At 67.5% G+C, this 18,625-nt stretch carries 16 protein-coding genes; 5 read left to right on the top strand and 11 right to left on the bottom strand.

Annotated features, from left to right (window positions below):
• Positions 1-32: 32 nt before the first annotated feature.
• Together AC1RJ9_RS17630 and AC1RJ9_RS17625 are read right to left on the bottom strand one after the other, a co-directional pair.
• Positions 33-2,408: a TonB-dependent receptor gene (locus AC1RJ9_RS17630; RefSeq protein WP_492838295.1), complete on the bottom strand. Its 2,376-nt coding sequence runs from the start codon at positions 2,406-2,408 to the stop codon at positions 33-35.
• A 211-nt stretch (positions 2,409-2,619) separates the two neighbouring features.
• Complete coding sequence (locus AC1RJ9_RS17625; RefSeq protein WP_492838294.1) at positions 2,620-3,510, bottom strand: LysR family transcriptional regulator; 891 nt, start codon at positions 3,508-3,510, stop codon at positions 2,620-2,622.
• Positions 3,511-3,594: 84 nt separating this feature from the next.
• On the opposite strand from AC1RJ9_RS17625, the gene AC1RJ9_RS17620 reads away from it, so the two are divergent.
• On the top strand, positions 3,595-5,094 hold the full coding sequence (locus AC1RJ9_RS17620) for a CoA-acylating methylmalonate-semialdehyde dehydrogenase (RefSeq protein ID WP_492838292.1): 1,500 nt from the start codon (positions 3,595-3,597) through the stop codon (positions 5,092-5,094).
• Positions 5,095-5,216: 122 nt separating this feature from the next.
• Positions 5,217-6,953: an amidohydrolase gene (locus tag AC1RJ9_RS17615; RefSeq protein WP_492838291.1), complete on the top strand. Its 1,737-nt coding sequence runs from the start codon at positions 5,217-5,219 to the stop codon at positions 6,951-6,953.
• A 126-nt stretch (positions 6,954-7,079) separates the two neighbouring features.
• On the opposite strand, the gene AC1RJ9_RS17610 is transcribed toward AC1RJ9_RS17615, so the two are convergent.
• The 5 genes from AC1RJ9_RS17610 to AC1RJ9_RS17590 form a co-directional block, all read right to left on the bottom strand.
• The gene (locus AC1RJ9_RS17610; protein WP_492838290.1) at positions 7,080-7,982 is read right to left on the bottom strand and encodes a carbamate kinase; all 903 of its coding nucleotides are present in this window, start codon (positions 7,980-7,982) and stop codon (positions 7,080-7,082) included.
• Positions 7,982-9,106, bottom strand: coding sequence for an agmatine deiminase (gene aguA / locus AC1RJ9_RS17605; protein WP_492838288.1), 1,125 nt, complete (start codon positions 9,104-9,106; stop codon positions 7,982-7,984). Before aguA ends, AC1RJ9_RS17610 begins: the two co-directional genes overlap by 1 nt.
• A gap of 41 nt (positions 9,107-9,147) precedes the next feature.
• The gene (locus AC1RJ9_RS17600) at positions 9,148-10,593 is read right to left on the bottom strand and encodes an APC family permease (protein WP_492838287.1); all 1,446 of its coding nucleotides are present in this window, start codon (positions 10,591-10,593) and stop codon (positions 9,148-9,150) included.
• A gap of 3 nt (positions 10,594-10,596) precedes the next feature.
• Positions 10,597-11,643 (bottom strand): putrescine carbamoyltransferase, encoded by a 1,047-nt coding sequence (ptcA, locus tag AC1RJ9_RS17595; RefSeq protein WP_492838286.1) that lies wholly within the window; start codon positions 11,641-11,643, stop codon positions 10,597-10,599.
• Positions 11,644-11,820: 177 nt separating this feature from the next.
• The gene (locus AC1RJ9_RS17590) at positions 11,821-12,087 is read right to left on the bottom strand and encodes a hypothetical protein (RefSeq protein ID WP_492838285.1); all 267 of its coding nucleotides are present in this window, start codon (positions 12,085-12,087) and stop codon (positions 11,821-11,823) included.
• 137 nt (positions 12,088-12,224) lie between these two features.
• On the opposite strand from AC1RJ9_RS17590, the gene AC1RJ9_RS17585 reads away from it, so the two are divergent.
• Both AC1RJ9_RS17585 and AC1RJ9_RS17580 read left to right on the top strand, forming a co-directional pair.
• On the top strand, positions 12,225-12,698 hold the full coding sequence (locus tag AC1RJ9_RS17585) for an Hsp20/alpha crystallin family protein (RefSeq protein ID WP_492838284.1): 474 nt from the start codon (positions 12,225-12,227) through the stop codon (positions 12,696-12,698).
• Positions 12,699-12,700: 2 nt separating this feature from the next.
• Positions 12,701-13,690, top strand: coding sequence for a zinc-binding alcohol dehydrogenase family protein (locus AC1RJ9_RS17580; protein WP_492853360.1), 990 nt, complete (start codon positions 12,701-12,703; stop codon positions 13,688-13,690).
• Between the two features lie 35 nt (positions 13,691-13,725).
• On the opposite strand, the gene AC1RJ9_RS17575 is transcribed toward AC1RJ9_RS17580, so the two are convergent.
• From AC1RJ9_RS17575 to AC1RJ9_RS17560, 4 genes are all read right to left on the bottom strand, one after another.
• Entirely contained in the window at positions 13,726-14,865 is a 1,140-nt protein-coding gene (locus tag AC1RJ9_RS17575; protein ID WP_492838281.1) for a glycosyltransferase, read from the bottom strand.
• Positions 14,866-14,995: 130 nt separating this feature from the next.
• A complete protein-coding gene (locus AC1RJ9_RS17570) occupies positions 14,996-15,676 on the bottom strand; it encodes an ABC transporter ATP-binding protein (RefSeq protein WP_492838279.1) in 681 nt (226 codons plus the stop codon).
• A complete protein-coding gene (locus AC1RJ9_RS17565; protein WP_492838277.1) occupies positions 15,673-16,932 on the bottom strand; it encodes an ABC transporter permease in 1,260 nt (419 codons plus the stop codon). Before AC1RJ9_RS17565 ends, AC1RJ9_RS17570 begins: the two co-directional genes overlap by 4 nt.
• Entirely contained in the window at positions 16,929-18,014 is a 1,086-nt protein-coding gene (locus AC1RJ9_RS17560) for an efflux RND transporter periplasmic adaptor subunit (RefSeq protein ID WP_492838275.1), read from the bottom strand. The genes AC1RJ9_RS17565 and AC1RJ9_RS17560 overlap by 4 nt, the downstream gene beginning before the upstream one ends.
• A gap of 184 nt (positions 18,015-18,198) precedes the next feature.
• On the opposite strand from AC1RJ9_RS17560, the gene AC1RJ9_RS17555 reads away from it, so the two are divergent.
• A complete protein-coding gene (locus AC1RJ9_RS17555) occupies positions 18,199-18,609 on the top strand; it encodes a hypothetical protein (RefSeq protein ID WP_492881662.1) in 411 nt (136 codons plus the stop codon).
• Positions 18,610-18,625 lie beyond the last annotated feature (16 nt).

Genomic DNA, 18,625 nt, shown 5'->3' with positions numbered 1-18,625 from the left:
GGAGTCTCCGGTCCGGCGCCCCCTGCGTCTGCCTAGTAGCGGGCGATGGCCTGAAGGCCGATCGTCCGCGGGCGAAGCGTGGCGCCGGTCCAGAGCGGACCGTTCACATAGGTCGACGACTCGGCGATGTAGTCGACATTGTTCAGAATGTTCTCCCCGTAAATGGAGAGGTTGACCCGGCCCAAGTCAACGCCGGCGCGCAGGTCCAGGGTCGTGGGCTCTGACGGCAGCGGGCGGCGGGGATCGTAGGTCGTCGCGGTCGGGACCTGATAGAGGAACGGCCCGTCATTGACGCTGCGATAGTTGTACTGCGCGCGCACGAAACTCTCGCGGCCCGCGACCGCGAAACGGTATTCGGCGCTGAGATTGACCGTCCAGGGCGTCTGGCCCAGCGTCTGTCCGGCGATGACCACCGGGGCCGTACCGATCTGGATGGTCTTGTCGTAGGTCGCGTCGTTATAGCCCAGGCCCAGGCCGAGCAGCAGGTTCTCGACCGGGCGGACGTTGAGATTGACGTCCACGCCCTTGCTGGTGGCGCTGGCGGTGTTGGCCACCAGGCTGAAGGCGCAGGTCAGGCGCAACTGCTGCTGGATGTTCTTCCATTCGATATAGTAGGCGCTGGCCTCGAACTGCACCTTGCCGCCGAAGAGCCGGTTCTTCGAGCCGACCTCGTAGCTGTCGGTGGTGTCGGGTTGGTAGGTCGAGGCCTTGCCCAGGCCCAACGCCGAGGATTCGGCCGCGCAGATGTCCGGCAGCGCCTTGTTGACGCCGCCCGTCCGATAGCCGCGAGCGTAGGAGGCGTAGTAGAGCGCCGCGGGCGTGGCTTGCCACGACAGGGCGACCTTGGGCGTGAACGGCTTGGTGGTCATCGAGCCCGACGCGCGCGACACGCCGCCGGCATAGGAGACCCCGCGTTCAAGCACGTCGAAGTCGAGGACGTCCTTGGAGTAGCGCCCGCCCAGGGTCAGGGTCAGGTTGTCGAGGATCTTGTAGTCGAGGTTGGCGAAGACGGCGGTGGTCTTCTCGACCGTCCACTCGTTGCCATAGTAGCGGGCGACGCCATTGACCAGGGCCGGGACGCCGGCGGCCTGGGGCGTGCGGCCGTAACGGACGAGGTAGAGCGCGTTGTAGTGCGGCTCATTGATCGGCAGGTCCGAGCGCAGCGAACTCCGCGAGAAGTAGGCGCCCACGCTCCACTTCAGGCGTGCGTCGGGATTGGTGTTGTTGACCCGGAATTCCTGGGTGAACAGGTTCTGGTAGATGTTGGGGTTCTGCCAGGTGATCGACTGGGCGAAGCCCGGCGTGACCGGATAGAGATAGGCGTTGCCGAACGAGGTGCGGTCGTTGCCGTGCGTGGCGTCGTTCGTCTCCTTCACGTGGCGCTTGAAGAACGAGCTGACGCTCGTGAAGTTCAGGTCGTCGGTCGCGGCCACCATCTTCAACGCAGGCACGGTGAAGTGGTCGCTGCTGGGCTGTGGGATCGAGGCGTAGCTGAGGAACTTGCCGTTGTCGGGGTCCGAGGCGCCGAGCGGGCAGGGGTTCAGGGTCGGGTTGATCACCGAACCGGTCGTCGCAGGGCAGCGCGTGGTCAGCGCCGTGCGGTCGTCGAACTTGCTGTTCTGGTGGTAGACGCTGGGCGTGATCGTCAGCCAGTCGGTAGGCTGGATGGTCAACACGGCCCGGAAGACGGTCGCGGCGCTGCTGTTGACGTCCTCGTCGCGGCTGGCGGCGTTCTGCCAGCTCTGGCGGTCGATCCAGCCGGCGTCCTCGCGATGGTAGAAGCTGATCCGCGCCCCGACCTTGTCCTGGATGATCGGGCCGCCGACGGCCACGCCCAGTTCATAGCCCTCGCCGCCGTTCTTGGTCTTGCTGACGGCTGCGCGGCCATAGCCGCTGTAGCTGGTCAGGCTGGGCGTGGGCGTGATGAAGCGGATGGCGCCGCCCTGCGAACTTGCGCCGAACAACGTGCCTTGGGGACCCCGCAGCACTTCCACGCGCTCGAGGTCGAAGATGTAGGGCAGGGTGCTGCCGTTATAGTTCAGCGAGGCGTTACGGGCCTGGACCGGCGTGTCGTCGATGTAGATCGCCGAAGTCGCCGCGCCGGCCGTCGAGTCGATGCCGCGAATGGTGACGCGGGTCGCGCCGCTGCGGGTGATGTCGACGCCCGGGGTCTGGTTGATCACGTCGCGGATGTCGCGAACGCCGCGCTTGTCCAACGCTTCCTGAGAATAGGCGGCGATCGAGATCGGGGTCTTGGAGAGAACCGTGCTTTGCTTGGTGGCGGTGACGATGATTTCCTCGATGCTGTCCGGTCCCGCGGCCGTCTGCGCCATGGCTTGTCCGCCGCCGATGATCGCCGCGGCCGCGCCGCACAGCAGCACCTGCTTTGAAATTCTGTCGCGAAGCATCGCTATCCCCCTTGTCATGCGCCAGTTGCGAACGCTGAGCCGGCGCCAGAAGGGTTCGGCCCTTCATCGGAAAGCCCACAAAGGCTCGCCTCTCAGTCCCCATGAGAGTTCCAGCAAGATCGCTTTGCGTAAGGTGAGAAACAGGACGGCGGTGGTGTCAAACCGACACCACTGTTCGATGAACCCCCTGATCTTCAGGAGCCTCCATTCGTCAGAGGTCCCTGTGGCGCGCGGCTGTCTGGTCGGCCAGAAAGTCCATCACGGCGCGAACACGGGGGATCCTGGCCTGATCGGCGTGCGCGCAGAGCCAGTAGCTGCGCTTCAGATCGAGGGCCTCTGGTAGCACCCTCACCAGCCGGGGGTCTTGCGATGCCGCAAATTTGTGCAGGACGCCGAAGCCGAGCCCCGACGCGATCGCCGCCTGCTGGGCGGTGATCGAGTTGGACCGGAACATGGTCGGCGCGCCGTCGGCGACCTGGTCCAGGTAGCGAAGCTCGGGCACGTCGATCAGCTCGTCGATATACCAGACCAGTGGCCGGCCGGGTAGGTCGGCGAGGCTTTCGAGCGCGCCGTGCGCTTCGAGATAGCTGCGCGAGGCGTAGAGGCCCAGGGTGTAGTCCGCCAGCCGCCGGGCGACCAGGCGGCCCTGGGTCGGCCTGCTGAGCATGATGGCGATGTCGGCCTCGCGACGAGACAGGTTCACCGACCGCGATTCCGGAACCAGCTCCAACTGCAGGCCCGGATACCGATCGTGAAAGACCTTGGCGGCGGGGGCGACCAGCCAGGCGCCGAAGGCCTCGGGCGTGGCCAGGCGCACCGTGCCGGAGAGGGGCTGGCCCTGGATCCCCAGTCGCTCGGCCGCCGCGATGGTTTCGGCCTCGATGCGCTCGGCGTACTCCACCAAGGCCTGGCCCTGCCCGGTCAGGGTCAATCCCCGGGGCGAGCGGTCGACCAGCCGCGCGCCCACCGCCGCCTCCAGGGCCGATAGACGTCGGGCGACCGTCGTCTGATCCACGCCTAAACGCCGAGCCGCCGCCAGCAGGCCGCCCCCTCGCGCCGCCGCCAGAAAGAAACGAAGGTCGTTCCAATTGAGTGTTTGCATTTTTGCAGATTGCCACGCGATTTTGAGCACTATTGCTGCACAGGTGCGCATGGCTAGTCGAGAGGGGTAACCTCAGGAGCCGCCATGCGCACCATTCCCCACTTCGTCGGCGGCAGCGCCGTCGAGGGCACGTCCGGCCGTTTTGGCGACGTCTTCGCCCCCAACACCGGCAAGGTCCAGGCGCGCGTGGCCCTGGCCTCGGCCTCGGAACTGGACGCCGCCATCGCCAACGCCAAGGCGGCCCAGCCGGCCTGGGCGGCGACCAATCCGCAGCGGCGCGCTCGGGTGATGTTCGAGTTCAAGCGCCTGCTGGACGTCCACATGGACGAATTGGCGGAACTGCTGTCGTCCGAACACGGCAAGGTCATCGCCGACAGTAAGGGTGACATTCAACGCGGCCTTGAAGTCATTGAATTCGCCTGCGGAATTCCGCACCTGCTAAAGGGCGAATACACGCAAGGCGCCGGCCCCGGCATCGACGTCTATTCGATGCGCCAGGCCCTGGGCGTGGTGGCGGGGATCACCCCGTTCAACTTCCCGGCCATGATCCCGATGTGGATGATGGGGCCGGCCATCGCCTGCGGCAACGCCTTCATCCTCAAACCCTCCGAGCGCGATCCGTCCGTGCCGGTGCGCCTGGCCGAACTGATGATGGAGGCCGGCCTGCCGCCGGGGATCTTGAACGTCGTCCACGGCGACAAGGACTGCGTGGAAGGCATTCTGGACCATCCGGACATCAAGGCCGTCAGCTTCGTGGGCAGCTCGGACATCGCCCAGTCGGTGTTCCAGCGCGCCGGCGCTAGCGGCAAGCGCGTCCAGGCCATGGGCGGGGCCAAGAACCACGGTCTGGTCCTGCCCGACGCCGACCTCGACCAGGCGACGGCCGACATCATCGGCGCGGCCTACGGTTCGGCCGGTGAACGCTGCATGGCTCTGCCGGTGGTCGTGCCGGTCGGGGAGAAGACCGCCTTGGCTCTGCGCGAGAAGCTGGTCGCCGCCATCGGGTCCTTGCGCGTGGGCGTCAGCACCGACCAGGACGCCCACTACGGCCCGGTGGTCAGCGCCGCTCACAAGGCGAGGATCGAAAGCTACATCCAGATGGGCGTCGACGAGGGCGCCGAACTGGTCGTCGACGGCCGCGGCTTTAGCCTGCAAGGACACGAAGACGGCTTCTTCGTCGGCCCGACCCTGTTCGACCATGTCAAGCCGACCAGCCGCTCGTACCAGGATGAGATCTTCGGCCCAGTGCTGCAGATGGTCCGCGCCGCAAGTCTGGCCGAAGGCGTCGCGCTGGCCTCGCGCCACCAGTACGGCAACGGAGTGGCGATCTTCACTCGCAACGGCGACGCCGCCCGCGAGTTCGCCGACCAGGTCGAGGTGGGCATGGTCGGTATCAATGTCCCGATACCCGTGCCGGTCGCCTATCACAGCTTCGGCGGCTGGAAGCGCTCGGGCTTCGGCGACCTCAACCAGTATGGCATGGACGGGGTTCGCTTCTATACGCGGACCAAGACCGTCACCCAGCGCTGGCCCAAGGGCGGGGCGGTGCTGGACCAGAGTTTCGTCATCCCCACCATGCGGTGACGACTTCGAGCCCTGCGCGGTGTCGAAACAACACCGCGCAGGGCTCGAATGGCAACTCCGCCTTGGCTGTGGCGCGGGACATGATCGCTGTCATAGATTTGAAAAGATCAGGGGAGCTTCGCGTGCGCCGTCCAGCCCAATCCGTTCTCGCGGGCCTCGCCCTGCTGGCGACCTCGGCCCTTGGCGCGCCGGCGTTCGCCGCGCCGAAGGCCGACCTGATGTTCATCAACGGCAAGGTTATCACGGTCGACGACAAGGACACGGTGGCCGCGGGCGTCGCGGTGATCGGCAACAAGATCGCCGCCGTCGGCGACGTGACGGCCTGGCGCGGTCCCCAGACCAAGGTCATCGACCTGAAGGGGCGGGCGCTGCTGCCGGGGTTCATCGACTCCCACTCGCACGTGGCGGGCATGGCCAATGTCGAGGCGCACTATATCAACATCCAGGTTCCGCCGCTGAAGGACGGGGCCGCGGTCATCGCGCGCCTCAAGGACGTCGCCGCCAAGCTGCCGCCTGGCGCCTGGCTGACCGGGCAGGGGACGTACAACCAGGTCATGCCGACCCGCGCCGAGATCGACGCGGCGTTCCCGGACAATCCTGTCGACCTGCAGTGGAGCGTCCACGACCACCTGATCAACCACAAGGCCGCGATGGTGATGGGCATGGGCAAGGCCTTCCCCGATCCTGCGGCTGGCGCGACGGGGCGCTACGAGCGCACCGCCGAGGGCGAGGTGGCGATCATCCGCGACGCGCCCGCGCCCTGGCCCAAGGACAAGTCGCCGGCCTTCAACCCCGCGGAGCTCAAGGAGGCGGTGCGCTACATCCTCAGCGACTTCTACCTCAAGCGCGGCGTGACGACGGTGTCGGACATGTCGGACATGGACTCCTACAAGGCCTATGCCGAGCTCAAGGCCGAGGGCCGCCTCCCGACCCGGGTGCGCATGAACTACATGCTGCGCGGTCTCAAGAGCGTTCCCGGCGTCAATACCGCGACGGATCCGTCCGTCTCGCCTTTGGCGTCGCTACGGGCCGCTGGCCTCGCGCCCGGCAAGGGCGATGACTGGCTGCGCGCGGGCGCCATCAAGTACATCGCCGACGGCGTCTGGGGCACGACGGCGGCGGTCTACAAGCCGGTCTGGAATGGGGCGGGCACCACCTGGACGCCGAACAACTACGGCGGAACGGGCATGACCCAGGAGGAGATGACCGCGGCGGTGATCGAGGCGGCCAAGGACGGTTGGCAGGTGCAGATCCATGCCAATGGCGACCGCGCCCAGGACATGGTGCTGACGGCCTACGAGGCCGCGCAAAAGGCCTATCCGCGTCCCGACCCTCGCTATCGCATCGAACATTTCGGCCATTTCCTGGTCCAGGACCCGGAACGGACCGAGGCGCGGCTGAAGCGGATGAAGGACGACCACGTCATTCCCTCGCCGCAGCCGGCGTTCCTGTGGCGACTGACGGACGTCAACGTCAAGGAGCCGGACGTGAAGTTCTTCCCGATGAAGACTCTGATCGATCGCGGCTTCCACCCGGCGGGCGGCGTCGACACCGTGGGCACGCAGAACTTCGCGACCTATCCGATGTTCTCGATCGCCCGCGCGGTCAACCGCGACACCAAGTACGGCACGGTCACCCAGCCCGAAGAGGCGATCTCGGTGATGGACGGGATCCGCATGTTCACAACCTGGGCCGCCTATGCCAACTTCATGGAGAAGACCCAAGGCAGCATCGAAGTCGGCAAGTTGGCTGACTTCGTGGTCCTGGCGCAGGATCCGCTGACCGCGCCGAAGGCCAGGTTGGCCGACATTCCGGTCGACATGACGGTGTTGGATGGCAAGGTGGCCTATCAACGCTAGGTCCCGCCCGAGCAGAGGCGCGCAGGCGGTCCTGGCCTCTCGCTTCGGACGGGAGCGAGCACCACCGTCTCGTCTTTCGGGCCGCTTCTGCAAGGGCTCGCTCGAAGGCCCAGCGCCCCTTTCGGCTCAAGGCGTGATCCGCGTCCCGCTCACGCCGGCCAGCAGGCCCGAGACGTCATCAAGCGAGCCGACAAGGGCTTCGCGTCCGGTCGCCAACGCGAACTGTCGGGCGGCCCGCACCTTTGGGCCCATCGAGCCTTCGGCATAGGTCTCCCCCGCGGGGGCGTCGGCGCGGATTGTTCTCAGAGGCGTCGCGTTGGGACCGCCCCAGTCGCGATAGACCGCCTCCACGTCGGTCAGGATGACAAGTCGGTCGGCGTTCAGCCCTATCGCCAGCAGGGCCGCGACCAGATCCTTGTCGATCACCGCCTCCAAGCCGATCAGACGGCCGGTCGCGTCTCTGGCGACCGGAACGCCTCCGCCGCCCGCGCAGATCACCAGCGTTCCTTCGGTCATCAGGCGCTCGATGATCGATTGCTCGATGACCTCGATCGGCGCGGGTGAGGCGACGACACGACGGTGGCCGGCGCCATCCATGGAAAAGGACCAGTCACGGGTCTCGCCCAGAGCAAGCGTCTGTTCGAGCGTGTAAACCGGCCCGATCGGTTTGGTGGGGCGCTGAAAGGCCGGATCATGGCGATCGACCAGGGTCTGGGTCAGCAAGGCCGCGACCTGGCGCTCGGGCCGTGCGTTGCGTAGTTCCTGGGCCAGCACGTAGCCGATCATGCCCTGCGACTCCGCGCCCAGCATGTCGAGCGGGTAAGCTGGCGCGGCCGCGTAAGCCTCCGCTTGCAGCGCGAGCAGGCCGATCTGTGGGCCGTTGCCGTGGACAAGCACGGTCTGGACGCCGTCGCAGGCCGTCGCCAAGCTGGCGGCCGCCCGCGCCACGTTGCGGCGTTGATTGTCCGCCGAGGCGACCTCGCCGCGCTTGAGCAGGGCATTGCCGCCAAGGGCGATGACCTGGCGCATCAGGCCTGCCGCAGGATGGCCGCCGGCCGTTGTCCCGACGGCTCCTGCTGAGTGATGCAGTGGATGTTGCCGCCGCCCAGGAGAATTTCGCGAGCCGGAACCGGCAGGATTTTTCGGCCGGGAAAGAGCTCGGCCAGCAGCGCCTGGGCGGGCGCGTCCATCGGGTCGTCGAAGGCGGGGGCGACCACCACGCCGTTGCCGATATAGAAATTGACGTAGGACGCGGCCATCCGGTCGCCGGGCTCGCGAGGCAGGGTGCCCGGGACCTTGTCGACGCCGGCGGCCTCCGCGGCCGTGATCAGGACGGGGGCCGGCTGATGCAGCTTGTGGACCCGCAAGGGGCGGCCTCGAGCGTCACGCGCGGCGGTCAGTCGTTCGAGCGCGGCGGCCGAGCGGGCGTATTGCGGATCGGCTTGGTCGTCGGTCCAGGTCAGCACGACCTCGCCGGGCGCCACGAACCGGCACATGTTGTCGACGTGGCCGTCTGTCTCGTCGAGATACACCCCCTGATCGAGCCAGATCACGGTCTCGACCCCGAGATAGTCGCGCAGCCGTTGTTCGATCTCGTCCTGACGAAGGCCGGGATTGCGATTGGGGTTGAGCAGGCACTCCTTGGTCGCCAGAACGGCGCCCTGGCCATCGACATCGATCGAGCCGCCTTCGAGAATGAAGTCCGGACCGTAGCGGTCGTCACCCTCCAGCTCGACGACTTTCTCGCCGACCAGGTCATCCTGATCCCATGGGAAATAAAGGCCCCCGATCAGACCTCCCCAGGCGTTGAACTTCCAGTCGACCCCGCGAACCTCTCCGGCCGCGTTGACCACGAAGGTCGGCCCGCAATCACGGATCCAGCTGTCGTTGCTGGTCATCTCGACCACACGCACGGCCGGGTCGAGCATCTCACGGGCGATGACGTACTGCGCCGGCGAGACGCAGACCGTGACCGGTTCGCCCTGAGCGATGGCGGCGGCGACGGCGGCGAAGGCATGCTGGGCCGGCTTGGCGCCGCCCCGCCAGTTGTCGGAGCGTTCGGGCCACAGCATCCAACATCCGGCGTGGGGTTCCCATTCGGCGGGCATGTGGAAGCCGTCGGCGCGCGGCGTGGTGGTCAGGAGGCGGCTCATGGCGGGATCTTCCGAATGTGAGTGAGCGACGGGCGGAGAAATCAGCGCGGACCGGCGGGTTCGACGGGCGGGCGCGACTCCGGCGCCGGTGCGCGGCGATTGGCTTTCATCGTCCCGATCACCAGTTCGCCGAGCACCAGGGTGACAATGACGCCGCCCAGGATTGGCCCGGTCTTGCTCCAGTCGATCGCCACCCCGGGAACCCACAGGAAGAAGACGATCGCTTGGGCGATGAACAGGGTGCAGACGCTCGCCAGGATTACGGCGCCGATCGCCCCGCCAGGAACCCGGTAGGGGCGTGGCGTTGCGGGATCCTTGCGTCGCAAGGTGAGGAAGGCTGGAAACAGCACCAGGTAGGGCAGCAGGAAGATCACCGAACTGAAGGCGAACAGCGACCAGAACAGATCCTCGGCGCTACGGGCGAAGACGCCATAGGCGATGATCACCACCGTCGAGACCAGACCTGTGAGCAGGTAGGCCCCGATCGGCGTCTGGTTGGATTTGCGCTGCCAGCCAAAGATCTTGGGCAGTTCGCCGTCGGCGGCGGCGGACTGGGCCGCGCGGTTGGCGCCCATCGACCAGGTCACCAGATTGGCCAGGATCGTGAACACCGCGCCGACGCCGACGACAATGATGATCATGTTCAGGCCAGGCGCGCCGGCCAGCAGCGAGCGCAGGGTGTCCAGCAGACCCTTGATCAGGCCGATATCCTTGACGGGCAGGGCGACCAGAATGCCGAACGTGGCCAGGAGATAGAAGGCCGAGATCAGCAGGCCGGCGGTGATCACCGCGATGGGCACGTCGCGGGCGGGATTGCGCATCTCTTCGCCAGCGCCGGAGACCAGTTCAAAACCCATGAAGTTGTAGACGATGACCGGAAGGAAACCCAAACCCGCGCTCCAATGCGGGACCAGGCTAGCCCAGGACAGGTCGTTGGCCGCGCCACGGGTGAAGAGGACGTAGATCCCGCCGCCGCCGATCAACACCATGATGCCGGCCTTGATGAAGGCGCCGACATTGGGCACCCACTTGGCCGCGGCCAGGCTGGTGACGCCGATCAGCACGGTCAGCCAGGTCGCGCCCACGCCGATCAGGATCTTCGACCACAGGCCCATCTCGACGCCGGCGATCTGCGCGATCAGGCCCGCCAGCAGGATGTAGCCCGATGGCATCCACAGCGCGACATTGACCCAATAGTACCAGGTGGTGCGCGCGGCCCAGCGGTCGCCGAAGGCGCGACGGATCCAGGTCTGGATGCCGCCCTCGCCGGGATAGGCCGCGCCGAGTTCAGCGGTGATCAGGCCGTAGGGAATGAAAAACAGGGCAAAGGTGATCACCCACCAGCTCAGGGCCGAAGGTCCAATCGCCGCTGATGCGGCCAGGGTGTCGATGACCAGGATCGCGCAGACCGTGAACAGGGTCACGTCGAGCAGGCCCATGACGCGGGCGAAGCGCGCGCGGACGGGGGCGTCGGGGGATTTGGCCATGGCTCAAGCCTCTTGAGCGGCGGCGGGCGTCGCCGCGCCGTCCAGTCTATGATCGTGAAGGAAGGCCCCGATGGCGTGTGCGTGACGGGCCGAGCGTTTTGCGCTGGGAAGTTTCAGGTGCGGCCGCACGAAGGCCACGAGGATCGCCTTCTCGGCGTGCAGCCGGTTCTCAGCCTGATCGTAGATGATGGCCCGAGGCCCATCCATGACGGCGTCGGTGACCTCGACGCCTCGCGAGGCCGGCAGGCAGTGCATGAACTTGGCGTGGGGCGGAGCCTTGTCCAGCAGGGCGTCGTTGACCTGATAGCGCGGCATGAAGGCGGCCTGCCGCTCGGGGATCTCGGCCTCCTGGCCTACCCACCACCAGAGATCGGTGTAGATGAAGTCGGCGTCGGCGACGGCCTGGACCGGGTCCTCCGTCACCGAGAACCGCCCTCCGGACTGGGCGCAATTGGCGCGAGCGATCGACTGCCAGGCTTCGGGCGCCTGGTAGCGCGCCGGCGCGCAGTGGACGAACTCCATGCCCATCTGGGTGCAGATCATCATCAACGAGGAACAGACGTTGGTGGCGTCGCCGATGAAGGCGACCTTGAGCGCCTCGAGCGGTTTGCCGGCCGGCCGATGCTCTCGCATGGTGAAGACGTCGCAGAGCACCTGGGTGGGATGGTTGTAGTCGGTCAGGCCGTTGATCACCGGCACGTCGGCGTAGCGGGCGAGTTCCGTGACCGTGGCGTGCTTGAGCGTGCGCGCTTCGATGGCGTCGACCATGCGGCTGATCACGCGCGCGGAATCCTTGATGCTTTCGCGCACGCCCAGATGGATTTCGCCAGGCTTGAGATAGAGCGCGTGCCCGCCAAGCTTGGTCATCGCCACCTCGAACGAAATCCGCGTCCGGGTGGAGGGCTCCTCGAAGATCATCCCCAGCGATGCGCCGGCCAGCAGCGGGGGCAGGGCGCGCTCGCGGTCGGCCGCTTTCAGCAGCCCGATGAGGTCCATGAGCCAGACCAGCTCGCTCTTGGTGAAATCCTGGGTATCGATGAAGTGGCGCACGGCGGGCCTCGCGACGATGACGACCAACCCTAGGTCGGCCAGAGCGCGTGAAACTGATCTGCGTCAACTGGCTTGCCAGGGATGATCATGACGAATGGTCGTTCGCCACGCCGCGTCTCAGCCGAGCCGCGGATCCCAGGCGGCGGCTGTTCCTGACAAGGCCAAGTCGACCCGGTGTCAAGCGGCCGGCGGGCGCGCCCCGTCGAAGCCCGGCAGGATGGCGGTTCGGCGGGCCACGGCGTCCAGCCCTCCGATCACCAGGTCCGCGTTGGCGGCCATCAGATCTTCAGGGCCGCGCGCCTTGGCCAGGCTGGCGAAATAACGCGCGTATCGTTCGCAACTTTGCGACCAGTCGCGGGCCATCTGGGTTTGGCCGTTTTGCGCGGCGGCGATCACGGTGTCGAAGACGGACTCCGCGACCTTTGGGGTATCGGTCTTGGCCATTGGACTATCTCCGGGTTGAGGCGGCCAGGATGCGCCGCTCAAAAAGGACCGTTTTGACGGGGATCAATCCGCACCGGCCAGCCAGCGCGATCATTGGCGTGCGCCGTTTGGGCGTGTCTTGCGCAAGGAACTTTCCAATGTCCCAGCCTGAGATCAAATCCACTCTGCCGACCATCGGACAACAGGCCAGCCACATCTTCGCGCCGCTTCAGCGCGAGATCGATCGCGTGTTCAGCGATTTCGGCCGAGGCTTCGGCATGGCCGAGAATTTCACCGTTCCCAGTCTCGACTTCAGCGAGACCGCCAAGGACATCGAACTGAAGCTCGATGTGCCGGGCTATACCGAGGACGAATTGACCGTGACGGTCGAAGACGACCGTCTGATCGTCCATGGCCACAAGGCAGATCAGACCGAGAGCGGCGATAAGACCTATCGCGTGCTCGAACGGCGCTCCGGCGAATTCACGCGCCAGGTCACCTTGCCGCGGACGGTCGACGCCGAGGGTTTCACCGCCAATCTCAAGGACGGCGTGCTGACTATCGTCGCGCCGAAGACCAACGGGCACGCCGGACGCACCATCCCCATCCAAGCCGCTTCACCGGCCGCCTGACCATGCTGGCCATGGTCCTGCAGGACGGTCGGCTGACGGCGACCCTGCGCCCGGTTCCCGAACCGGGCGCAGGGCAGGTGCGGCTGGAGGTCCGCGCCTGTGGAGTCTGCCGCACCGATTTGCATCTGCTCGACGGCGAACTCTCCACGTCCGGCCCCGTCGTGCCGGGCCACCAGGTCGTCGGGACCGTCGCGGCGCTGGGCGAGGGCGTCACGACGCTGACGCTCGGTCAACGCGTCGGCGTGTCCTGGCTGGGCAGAGCCTGTGGCCGCTGCAACCTTTGCCGCGAGGGGCTCGAGAACCTCTGCAAGCGCGCCGAGTTCACCGGATGGACCCGGGACGGCGGCTACGCCGACCAGGTCTTGGTCGACGCCGCCTTCTGCCTGCCGTTGCCCGACGCGTTCAGCGACCTCGAGGCCGCGCCTCTGCTTTGCGCCGGAGCGATTGGCTTTCGGGCTTGGCGCATGGCTGGCCAGGGGCGCGCCATCCGACGCCTGGGTCTCTACGGCTTCGGCGCGGCGGCGCATCTCCTGGCGCAGCTGGCGATCTTTGAAGGCCAGGAAGTTTACGCTTTCACGCGGCCCGGGGACACCGCGGCGCAGGCTCTGGCGCGCTCGCTCGGCTGCGTCTGGGCCGGCTCTTCCGCCGAGCGGCCGCCTCAGCCGCTGGACGCGGCGATCATCTTCGCCGCCGACGGGGCCCTCGTCCCCTTGGCGCTGCGCGCGGTCGACCGAGGGCGCGCGGTGGTGTGCGCCGGCATCCACATGAGCACCATTCCAGCCCTCGACTATAACGACCTGTGGGAAGAGCGCCGGGTCCTGTCGGTGGCCAATCTCACTCGCGCCGATGGCGCGGATTACCTGAAGCGCGCCGCGGCGGCGGGGGTGCGCGCGCACGTCACGACCTACGGGTTGCGCCAGGCCGGAAAGGCCCTTGCCGACTTGCGCGCCGGCGCCTTCACCGGCGCGGCCGTCCTTGCGATCAGGGGCTAGAGCATTTCACCGATCCAGTTGGACCGGTGAAGGCTTTAGCTTGGGCCGGCGGTGAACGCGCGCAGTCCTGTCAGGCGCCGATAGAGGCGCGTCAGGTGTTCGAAGGTGGTGTCCCAGCGATATCGCTCGACGGCTCGCGCCCTGGCGCATGCTCCTAGAACCGACAGGTCGCGATCAAACAGCGCCGTGATCGCGCCGGCCATGGCCTCGGGCGTGGCCCGCGCGGCCAACTGGCCGAACGTCTCGTCCACGGTCTCGCCCACGCCCCCATGGGCGACCCCCACCACCGGCACGCCGCAGGCCATGGCTTCGAGCACCACCAGGCCGAGGGTTTCGAAGGGATTGGCATGAACCAGGGCGTCGCAACCCGAGAGAATCCTGGCCAGCCTTGCCGGGTCGTTTTGGAACGGCAGCGTCAGCACCTGCCTCGAGCGTGATGCGCCTCCGCCGATCAGGAGCAGGCGATAGTCCGGGCCCAGGCGCTCAACCGCCTCGACCAGCACGTCCAGTCGCTTCTCTGGCGCGGGCCGTCCGGCGAAGACGAGCAACCGTTCTCGCGCGCTCAGGCCAAGCGCCGCACGCAGCGGCGCGCGGGCCTGCGGATAGGGATGGAAGACGTCGGTATCGACGCCCAGCGACACGGCTTGGACATCTTCCACGCCGGCTTCGCCGAGGATCTGGGCCATGTATCGACTCGGCGCCAGCACTTGGTCAAAGCGGCGGAAACGGCGCGCCCAAAGCTTGCGAAACGCGGTGGCCCCGCGCCCCTCCAGAAGGAGCCGGGTCAGGGCCGCCACGTCGCTGTGACAGAAGCCGACCACGGGGACGCCGAGGACTTGGCCGGCCCGTAGCGCCGCCTTGCCGGGCAAGTAAGGGTCCTCGGCTTCGATCAGGGCGGGCGTGTCACGCACGATGCGTTCGGTCCAGGCCGTCAGGTTCATCGGCCAGCGATAGCCGTGCGTGAAGGGCAGAGTGGCCGACTGAACAAAGGCGATGTGAGCCTCGTCACGATCGGCCGGCCCAGGCAGCACCTGCCGATGGCGCAGGCCGGGTCGGTGTCGGGCCAGCCAGTCCGTCTTGGCGCTCAGATAGCGTCGCACGCCGCCGCTGGCCGGCGCGTAGAGCATCGTCGTGTCGACCAGACCGACCGAGCCAAGGGGGGCGGGGGCGAGCAAGCTGGTTGCTGCGATGGAGGTTGGAACATCACGCCACATGGCGCCTCCAATAAGCGCCGATGACCAGCATGCGACGAACGCTAGGCGTATTGGCCAAGTTGTTTTGCGTCAAACGCGACCTTGCCCCGATCTAGCGATCCTCGACGATCCGGCCGTCCAGCATGCGGATACGGCGATCGGCGGCCTCGGCGAAACCCTCGTCGTGGGTCACGCACACCACCGCGCGCTGTTCGGAATGGGCCAGGCGCTGGAACTCCTCGATCACCAGGCGAGTGTTGACGCTGTCGAGATTTCCCGTTGGCTCATCGCATAGCACGATGGCCGGGTCGTTGGCCAAGGCGCGGGCGATCGCTACGCGCTGTCGCTGACCGCCCGAGAGGCGGTCGGGCCGCCGCTGAGCCTGTTGGGCCAGGCCGAGCTTATCAAGCAGGGTCTGGACGGCCTGATCGATCTCCGGAGGACTGCGGCGTCCCAGGCGTCGCATCGGCAGGGCGACATTGGCGTGCGCCGTCAGCTCCGGCAGCAGGAAGTGGAACTGGAAGACATAGCCGATCCGCTCCAGACGCAGCCGCGTACGGGCCGCTTCGCCCAGATTGGTCGTCGCCTGTCCGGCGATCAGCACCTCGCCCTGATCGGGTCGATCCAGGAGACCCAGCAGGTAGAGCAGCGAAGACTTGCCGCACCCGGACGGTCCCACGATCGCCACCAGGGCGCCGGCTTCGATCTTCAGGGTCGCCGCGTCGACCAGGGTGAAGGGCTCGGGATCCGCGAGAACCCGCGTGACCGCGCGCGCTTCGATCAGGGCGCTCACGTCGCCCCTCGGAGGATGGCGACCGGATCCACTCGCGCGGCCTTGCGCGCTGGCAGCCAAGCGGCGATCAGGGCCGCGGCGAGCGATGCGCCGCCGGCCAGGAGATACTGCGGCAGGCTGCGGTCGAGCGGCAGCACGAGCGGCTTGCCGCCCATGGTCAAAGGCAGGCTGGCCAGGATCTGCAGAAGGCCCGTGCCGACCGCGAAGCCGACGAGCGCGCCCAACAGTCCCACCAGCAGGCCCTCCATCAGGAAGATCGCCTGGATGTCGCCGGCCGTGAAACCCATCGCGCGCAGGATGGCGATGTCGCGGCGCTTGTCGGCGACGCTGTTGGAAACGGCGGTGTAGATGCCGAAGCTGGCCACGATCAGGATGGCCAGGATCACCGCGTACATGATGACGTTGCGCACGACGAGCAGGTTGAGGATGTCGGCCGAGCGCTCCTGCCAGGACTCCCACTTGTAGCCCCATCGACCTTCCAGGCGATTGGCCTGCGCCTGGGCGTCGTCGGACCGGGCAAGCCGAATGTGGATCTGGTTGACGATGTTGGGCCGTGTGAACAGGACCTGGGCGGTGCGCAGCAGGCCATAGGCCACAGTGTCGCCGGCATAGAAGCCGGCTTGGGCGTCGGGCTCGATCAGCGCCAGGATCCGCATGCGCTGGAGGGTTCCGCTGGAGGCGGTCACGACCAGGGTGTCACCCAACCGCGCGCCCAGGCGCTCGGCCAGGGGGCGGCTGATAATGATCCCGTCGGGTCGAGCCTCCAGATCCGTCAGCGCGCCACCGACCAGAGTTTCGCTGATCTTGGCCAAGCGTCCTTCCAGCCGTGGGTCAACGCCATTGAGCGCCACCGCCGCGGTCCTGCCGGCGTAGGCGATGGTCACCGCGCCGCTCAGCGACGCGGCGGCCACGGCGCCGGGGATCGCGCGGGCGTCGGCGAGCATGGCGGACCAATCCTTCAGCCCGCGCACCTCCTCTTGGGGCCGCAGGCCGTGGATGGCGATCGCGGCGCCGGGAAAGGCGTCCAGGGCGGGCTGTCGAACCGGCTTACGCTGCTCGTCGCGGACGATGATGTGTGGCGCGGAGTCCACCAGCGTCTTGATGAAATCCTTCTGGGAGCCAACCATCATGCCCGAGACGGCCAGGAAGAACCCGACGCCGATCGCCACGCCCAAGGTGGCCACGAGGGTCTGACGGGCTCGAACTCGAACATGCGCCAGGGCGACCCCGGCCAGAACGCCAGCGACAGAGTTCATGGGCGCGCGGCGCTCACGCGTTGACCGTCCCGCAGGCGGCCGGGCGCAACGATGACGGTGTCACCGGCGGCCACGCCTGACCTGAGTTCGGTCTGGGCTGCGCCAATCGCGCCCACGAGCACCGGAACCCGGCGGGCGCGCCCATCTTCCACGCGCCACACCTGGCCGTTCTGGACCGCCGTGGCGGGAACGAGGATCGCATGCTCGCGCCGGTCAGCGACGAGGTTGGTCTCGACGGTCATGCCGGGCGAGAGCGGGCAGTCGGCGGGCAGGGCGATGCGGACGCGAAATACGCGGCCCGTGGCGTCCCCGGCCGGGGTGATCTGAGCGATGGATCCCTGGAACGTCCGCCCGGGAAAGGCGTCGGCGCGGATCAAGGCCTGGGCGCCTAGCTTCAGGCGGGCGATGTCACGCTCGTCGACATCGGCGGTGATGCGCAAGGTGCGCGGATCGGCCAGCAGGAACAGCATCGTTCCCACCGCCGCCAGATCGCCGGGTTCGGCCTCGCGCCTCAGGATCTGGCCGGCGAACGGCGCGGTCAGGCGATAGTCGCGCAGGCGGGCCATGGCGCCGTCGGCGGCCGCCCCCGCGGCGCGGGCCTGGGCTTGAGCGTCGTCATCGGCGGCGCGCGCGGCGAAACCCGCTTCCAGCAGGCGTCGCGTACGACCGGCCACGATGCGGGCCTGCACCGCCTGGGCGGCTAACTGCAGAGCCGTACCTTGCGCCGGACCATCCTCGAGCTGGGCCAGTCGTTGGCCCGCCGTGACCCATTGGCCTTCGGCGACCATGACCTCGCGGATTGGCGCGCTGACGACGGGCGCGACATGAGCCTGGCGCACATAGTCGACCACGCCGGAGGCATACACGACATCGACGGCCTGACCCACGACGGCTCGAGCGACGACGACCCGCGCCGGCTTCAGATAGAACGCCGCGGCGGCAAGCGCCGCGATTAGCATGAGCAGGCACGCGCCAAAGACCCATAGCCGGCGCGATCCTGCCTTGGCGGAGATCGGCGCGACCGCCGGCGCGGGATTGGCCGTCTTTGGCGCCGCGGCGGAGCGTGGGAGGGGCGTGTCCATCAGGCCAAGGGCCAATCCAAAAGGCCGCCGGACGCCGGCCTTGGAGGGTGATGACACGGGCTGGGGCGGCCGGGATTGATCAAGATCATGCGGTCGAGCGCCAGGCGGCGCGAAGTTGACGAACCCCGCCGCGCGCCCTGGAGAAGCTCCCGCCATGCCCCGATGTCTCACCCGCAGAACCTTGATGACCTTGGCCGCGATCCTGCCGCTGGCGCCAAAGGCCTTCGGCCAGGGCCGTTCGGATACGGCGCAAGCCACATTCAGGGGCGAGAACCTGGCCTTGGTGATCGGCTATCAGTCCGGCTCGGGGCGGCTGACCTTCCGGGGGCGGCGCTATGACTTTCGCGTCAACGGCCTGGCTGCGGTCGGCCTCGGCGCCGAGCGTCTCGAAGGAACCGCCGAGGTCCGCCACTTGAAGTCCCTGGCCGATTTCGAGGGTGTCTATTGGGGCGCGGGGGCGGGCGGCGCCTTGATCCTGGGCCACGGCGCGGCGATCTTGCGCAACGGCAAGGGCGTGGAAATCCGCTTGCGCCTCGAGGGCCGCGGACTGGCCTTGATGATCGCCGCCGGCGGCGCGAGGATCGCCTTTGGCTAGGTATCTGGTCCCGGGG

The sequence above is a fragment of the Caulobacter sp. GW822-FHT07D08 genome (assembly GCF_058798735.1).
Note: the sequence above shows the minus strand (reverse complement) of the source record. Positions and strands in the feature narration are given on the sequence as shown.

Excerpts from the sequence above, each read along its gene's own strand:
- AC1RJ9_RS17630 (WP_492838295.1), bottom strand. The coding sequence starts at position 2,408 with ATGCTTCGCGACAGAATTTCAAAGCAGGTGCTGCTGTGCGGCGCGGCC.
- AC1RJ9_RS17625 (WP_492838294.1), bottom strand. The coding sequence starts at position 3,510 with ATGCAAACACTCAATTGGAACGACCTTCGTTTCTTTCTGGCGGCGGCG.
- AC1RJ9_RS17620 (WP_492838292.1), top strand. The coding sequence starts at position 3,595 with ATGCGCACCATTCCCCACTTCGTCGGCGGCAGCGCCGTCGAGGGCACG.
- AC1RJ9_RS17610 (WP_492838290.1), bottom strand. The coding sequence starts at position 7,982 with ATGCGCCAGGTCATCGCCCTTGGCGGCAATGCCCTGCTCAAGCGCGGC.
- aguA (WP_492838288.1), bottom strand. The coding sequence starts at position 9,106 with ATGAGCCGCCTCCTGACCACCACGCCGCGCGCCGACGGCTTCCACATG.
- AC1RJ9_RS17600 (WP_492838287.1), bottom strand. The coding sequence starts at position 10,593 with ATGGCCAAATCCCCCGACGCCCCCGTCCGCGCGCGCTTCGCCCGCGTC.
- AC1RJ9_RS17590 (WP_492838285.1), bottom strand. The coding sequence starts at position 12,087 with ATGGCCAAGACCGATACCCCAAAGGTCGCGGAGTCCGTCTTCGACACC.
- AC1RJ9_RS17585 (WP_492838284.1), top strand. The coding sequence starts at position 12,225 with ATGTCCCAGCCTGAGATCAAATCCACTCTGCCGACCATCGGACAACAG.
- AC1RJ9_RS17580 (WP_492853360.1), top strand. The coding sequence starts at position 12,701 with ATGCTGGCCATGGTCCTGCAGGACGGTCGGCTGACGGCGACCCTGCGC.
- AC1RJ9_RS17565 (WP_492838277.1), bottom strand. The coding sequence starts at position 16,932 with ATGAACTCTGTCGCTGGCGTTCTGGCCGGGGTCGCCCTGGCGCATGTT.
- AC1RJ9_RS17560 (WP_492838275.1), bottom strand. The coding sequence starts at position 18,014 with ATGGACACGCCCCTCCCACGCTCCGCCGCGGCGCCAAAGACGGCCAAT.
- AC1RJ9_RS17555 (WP_492881662.1), top strand. The coding sequence starts at position 18,199 with ATGACCTTGGCCGCGATCCTGCCGCTGGCGCCAAAGGCCTTCGGCCAG.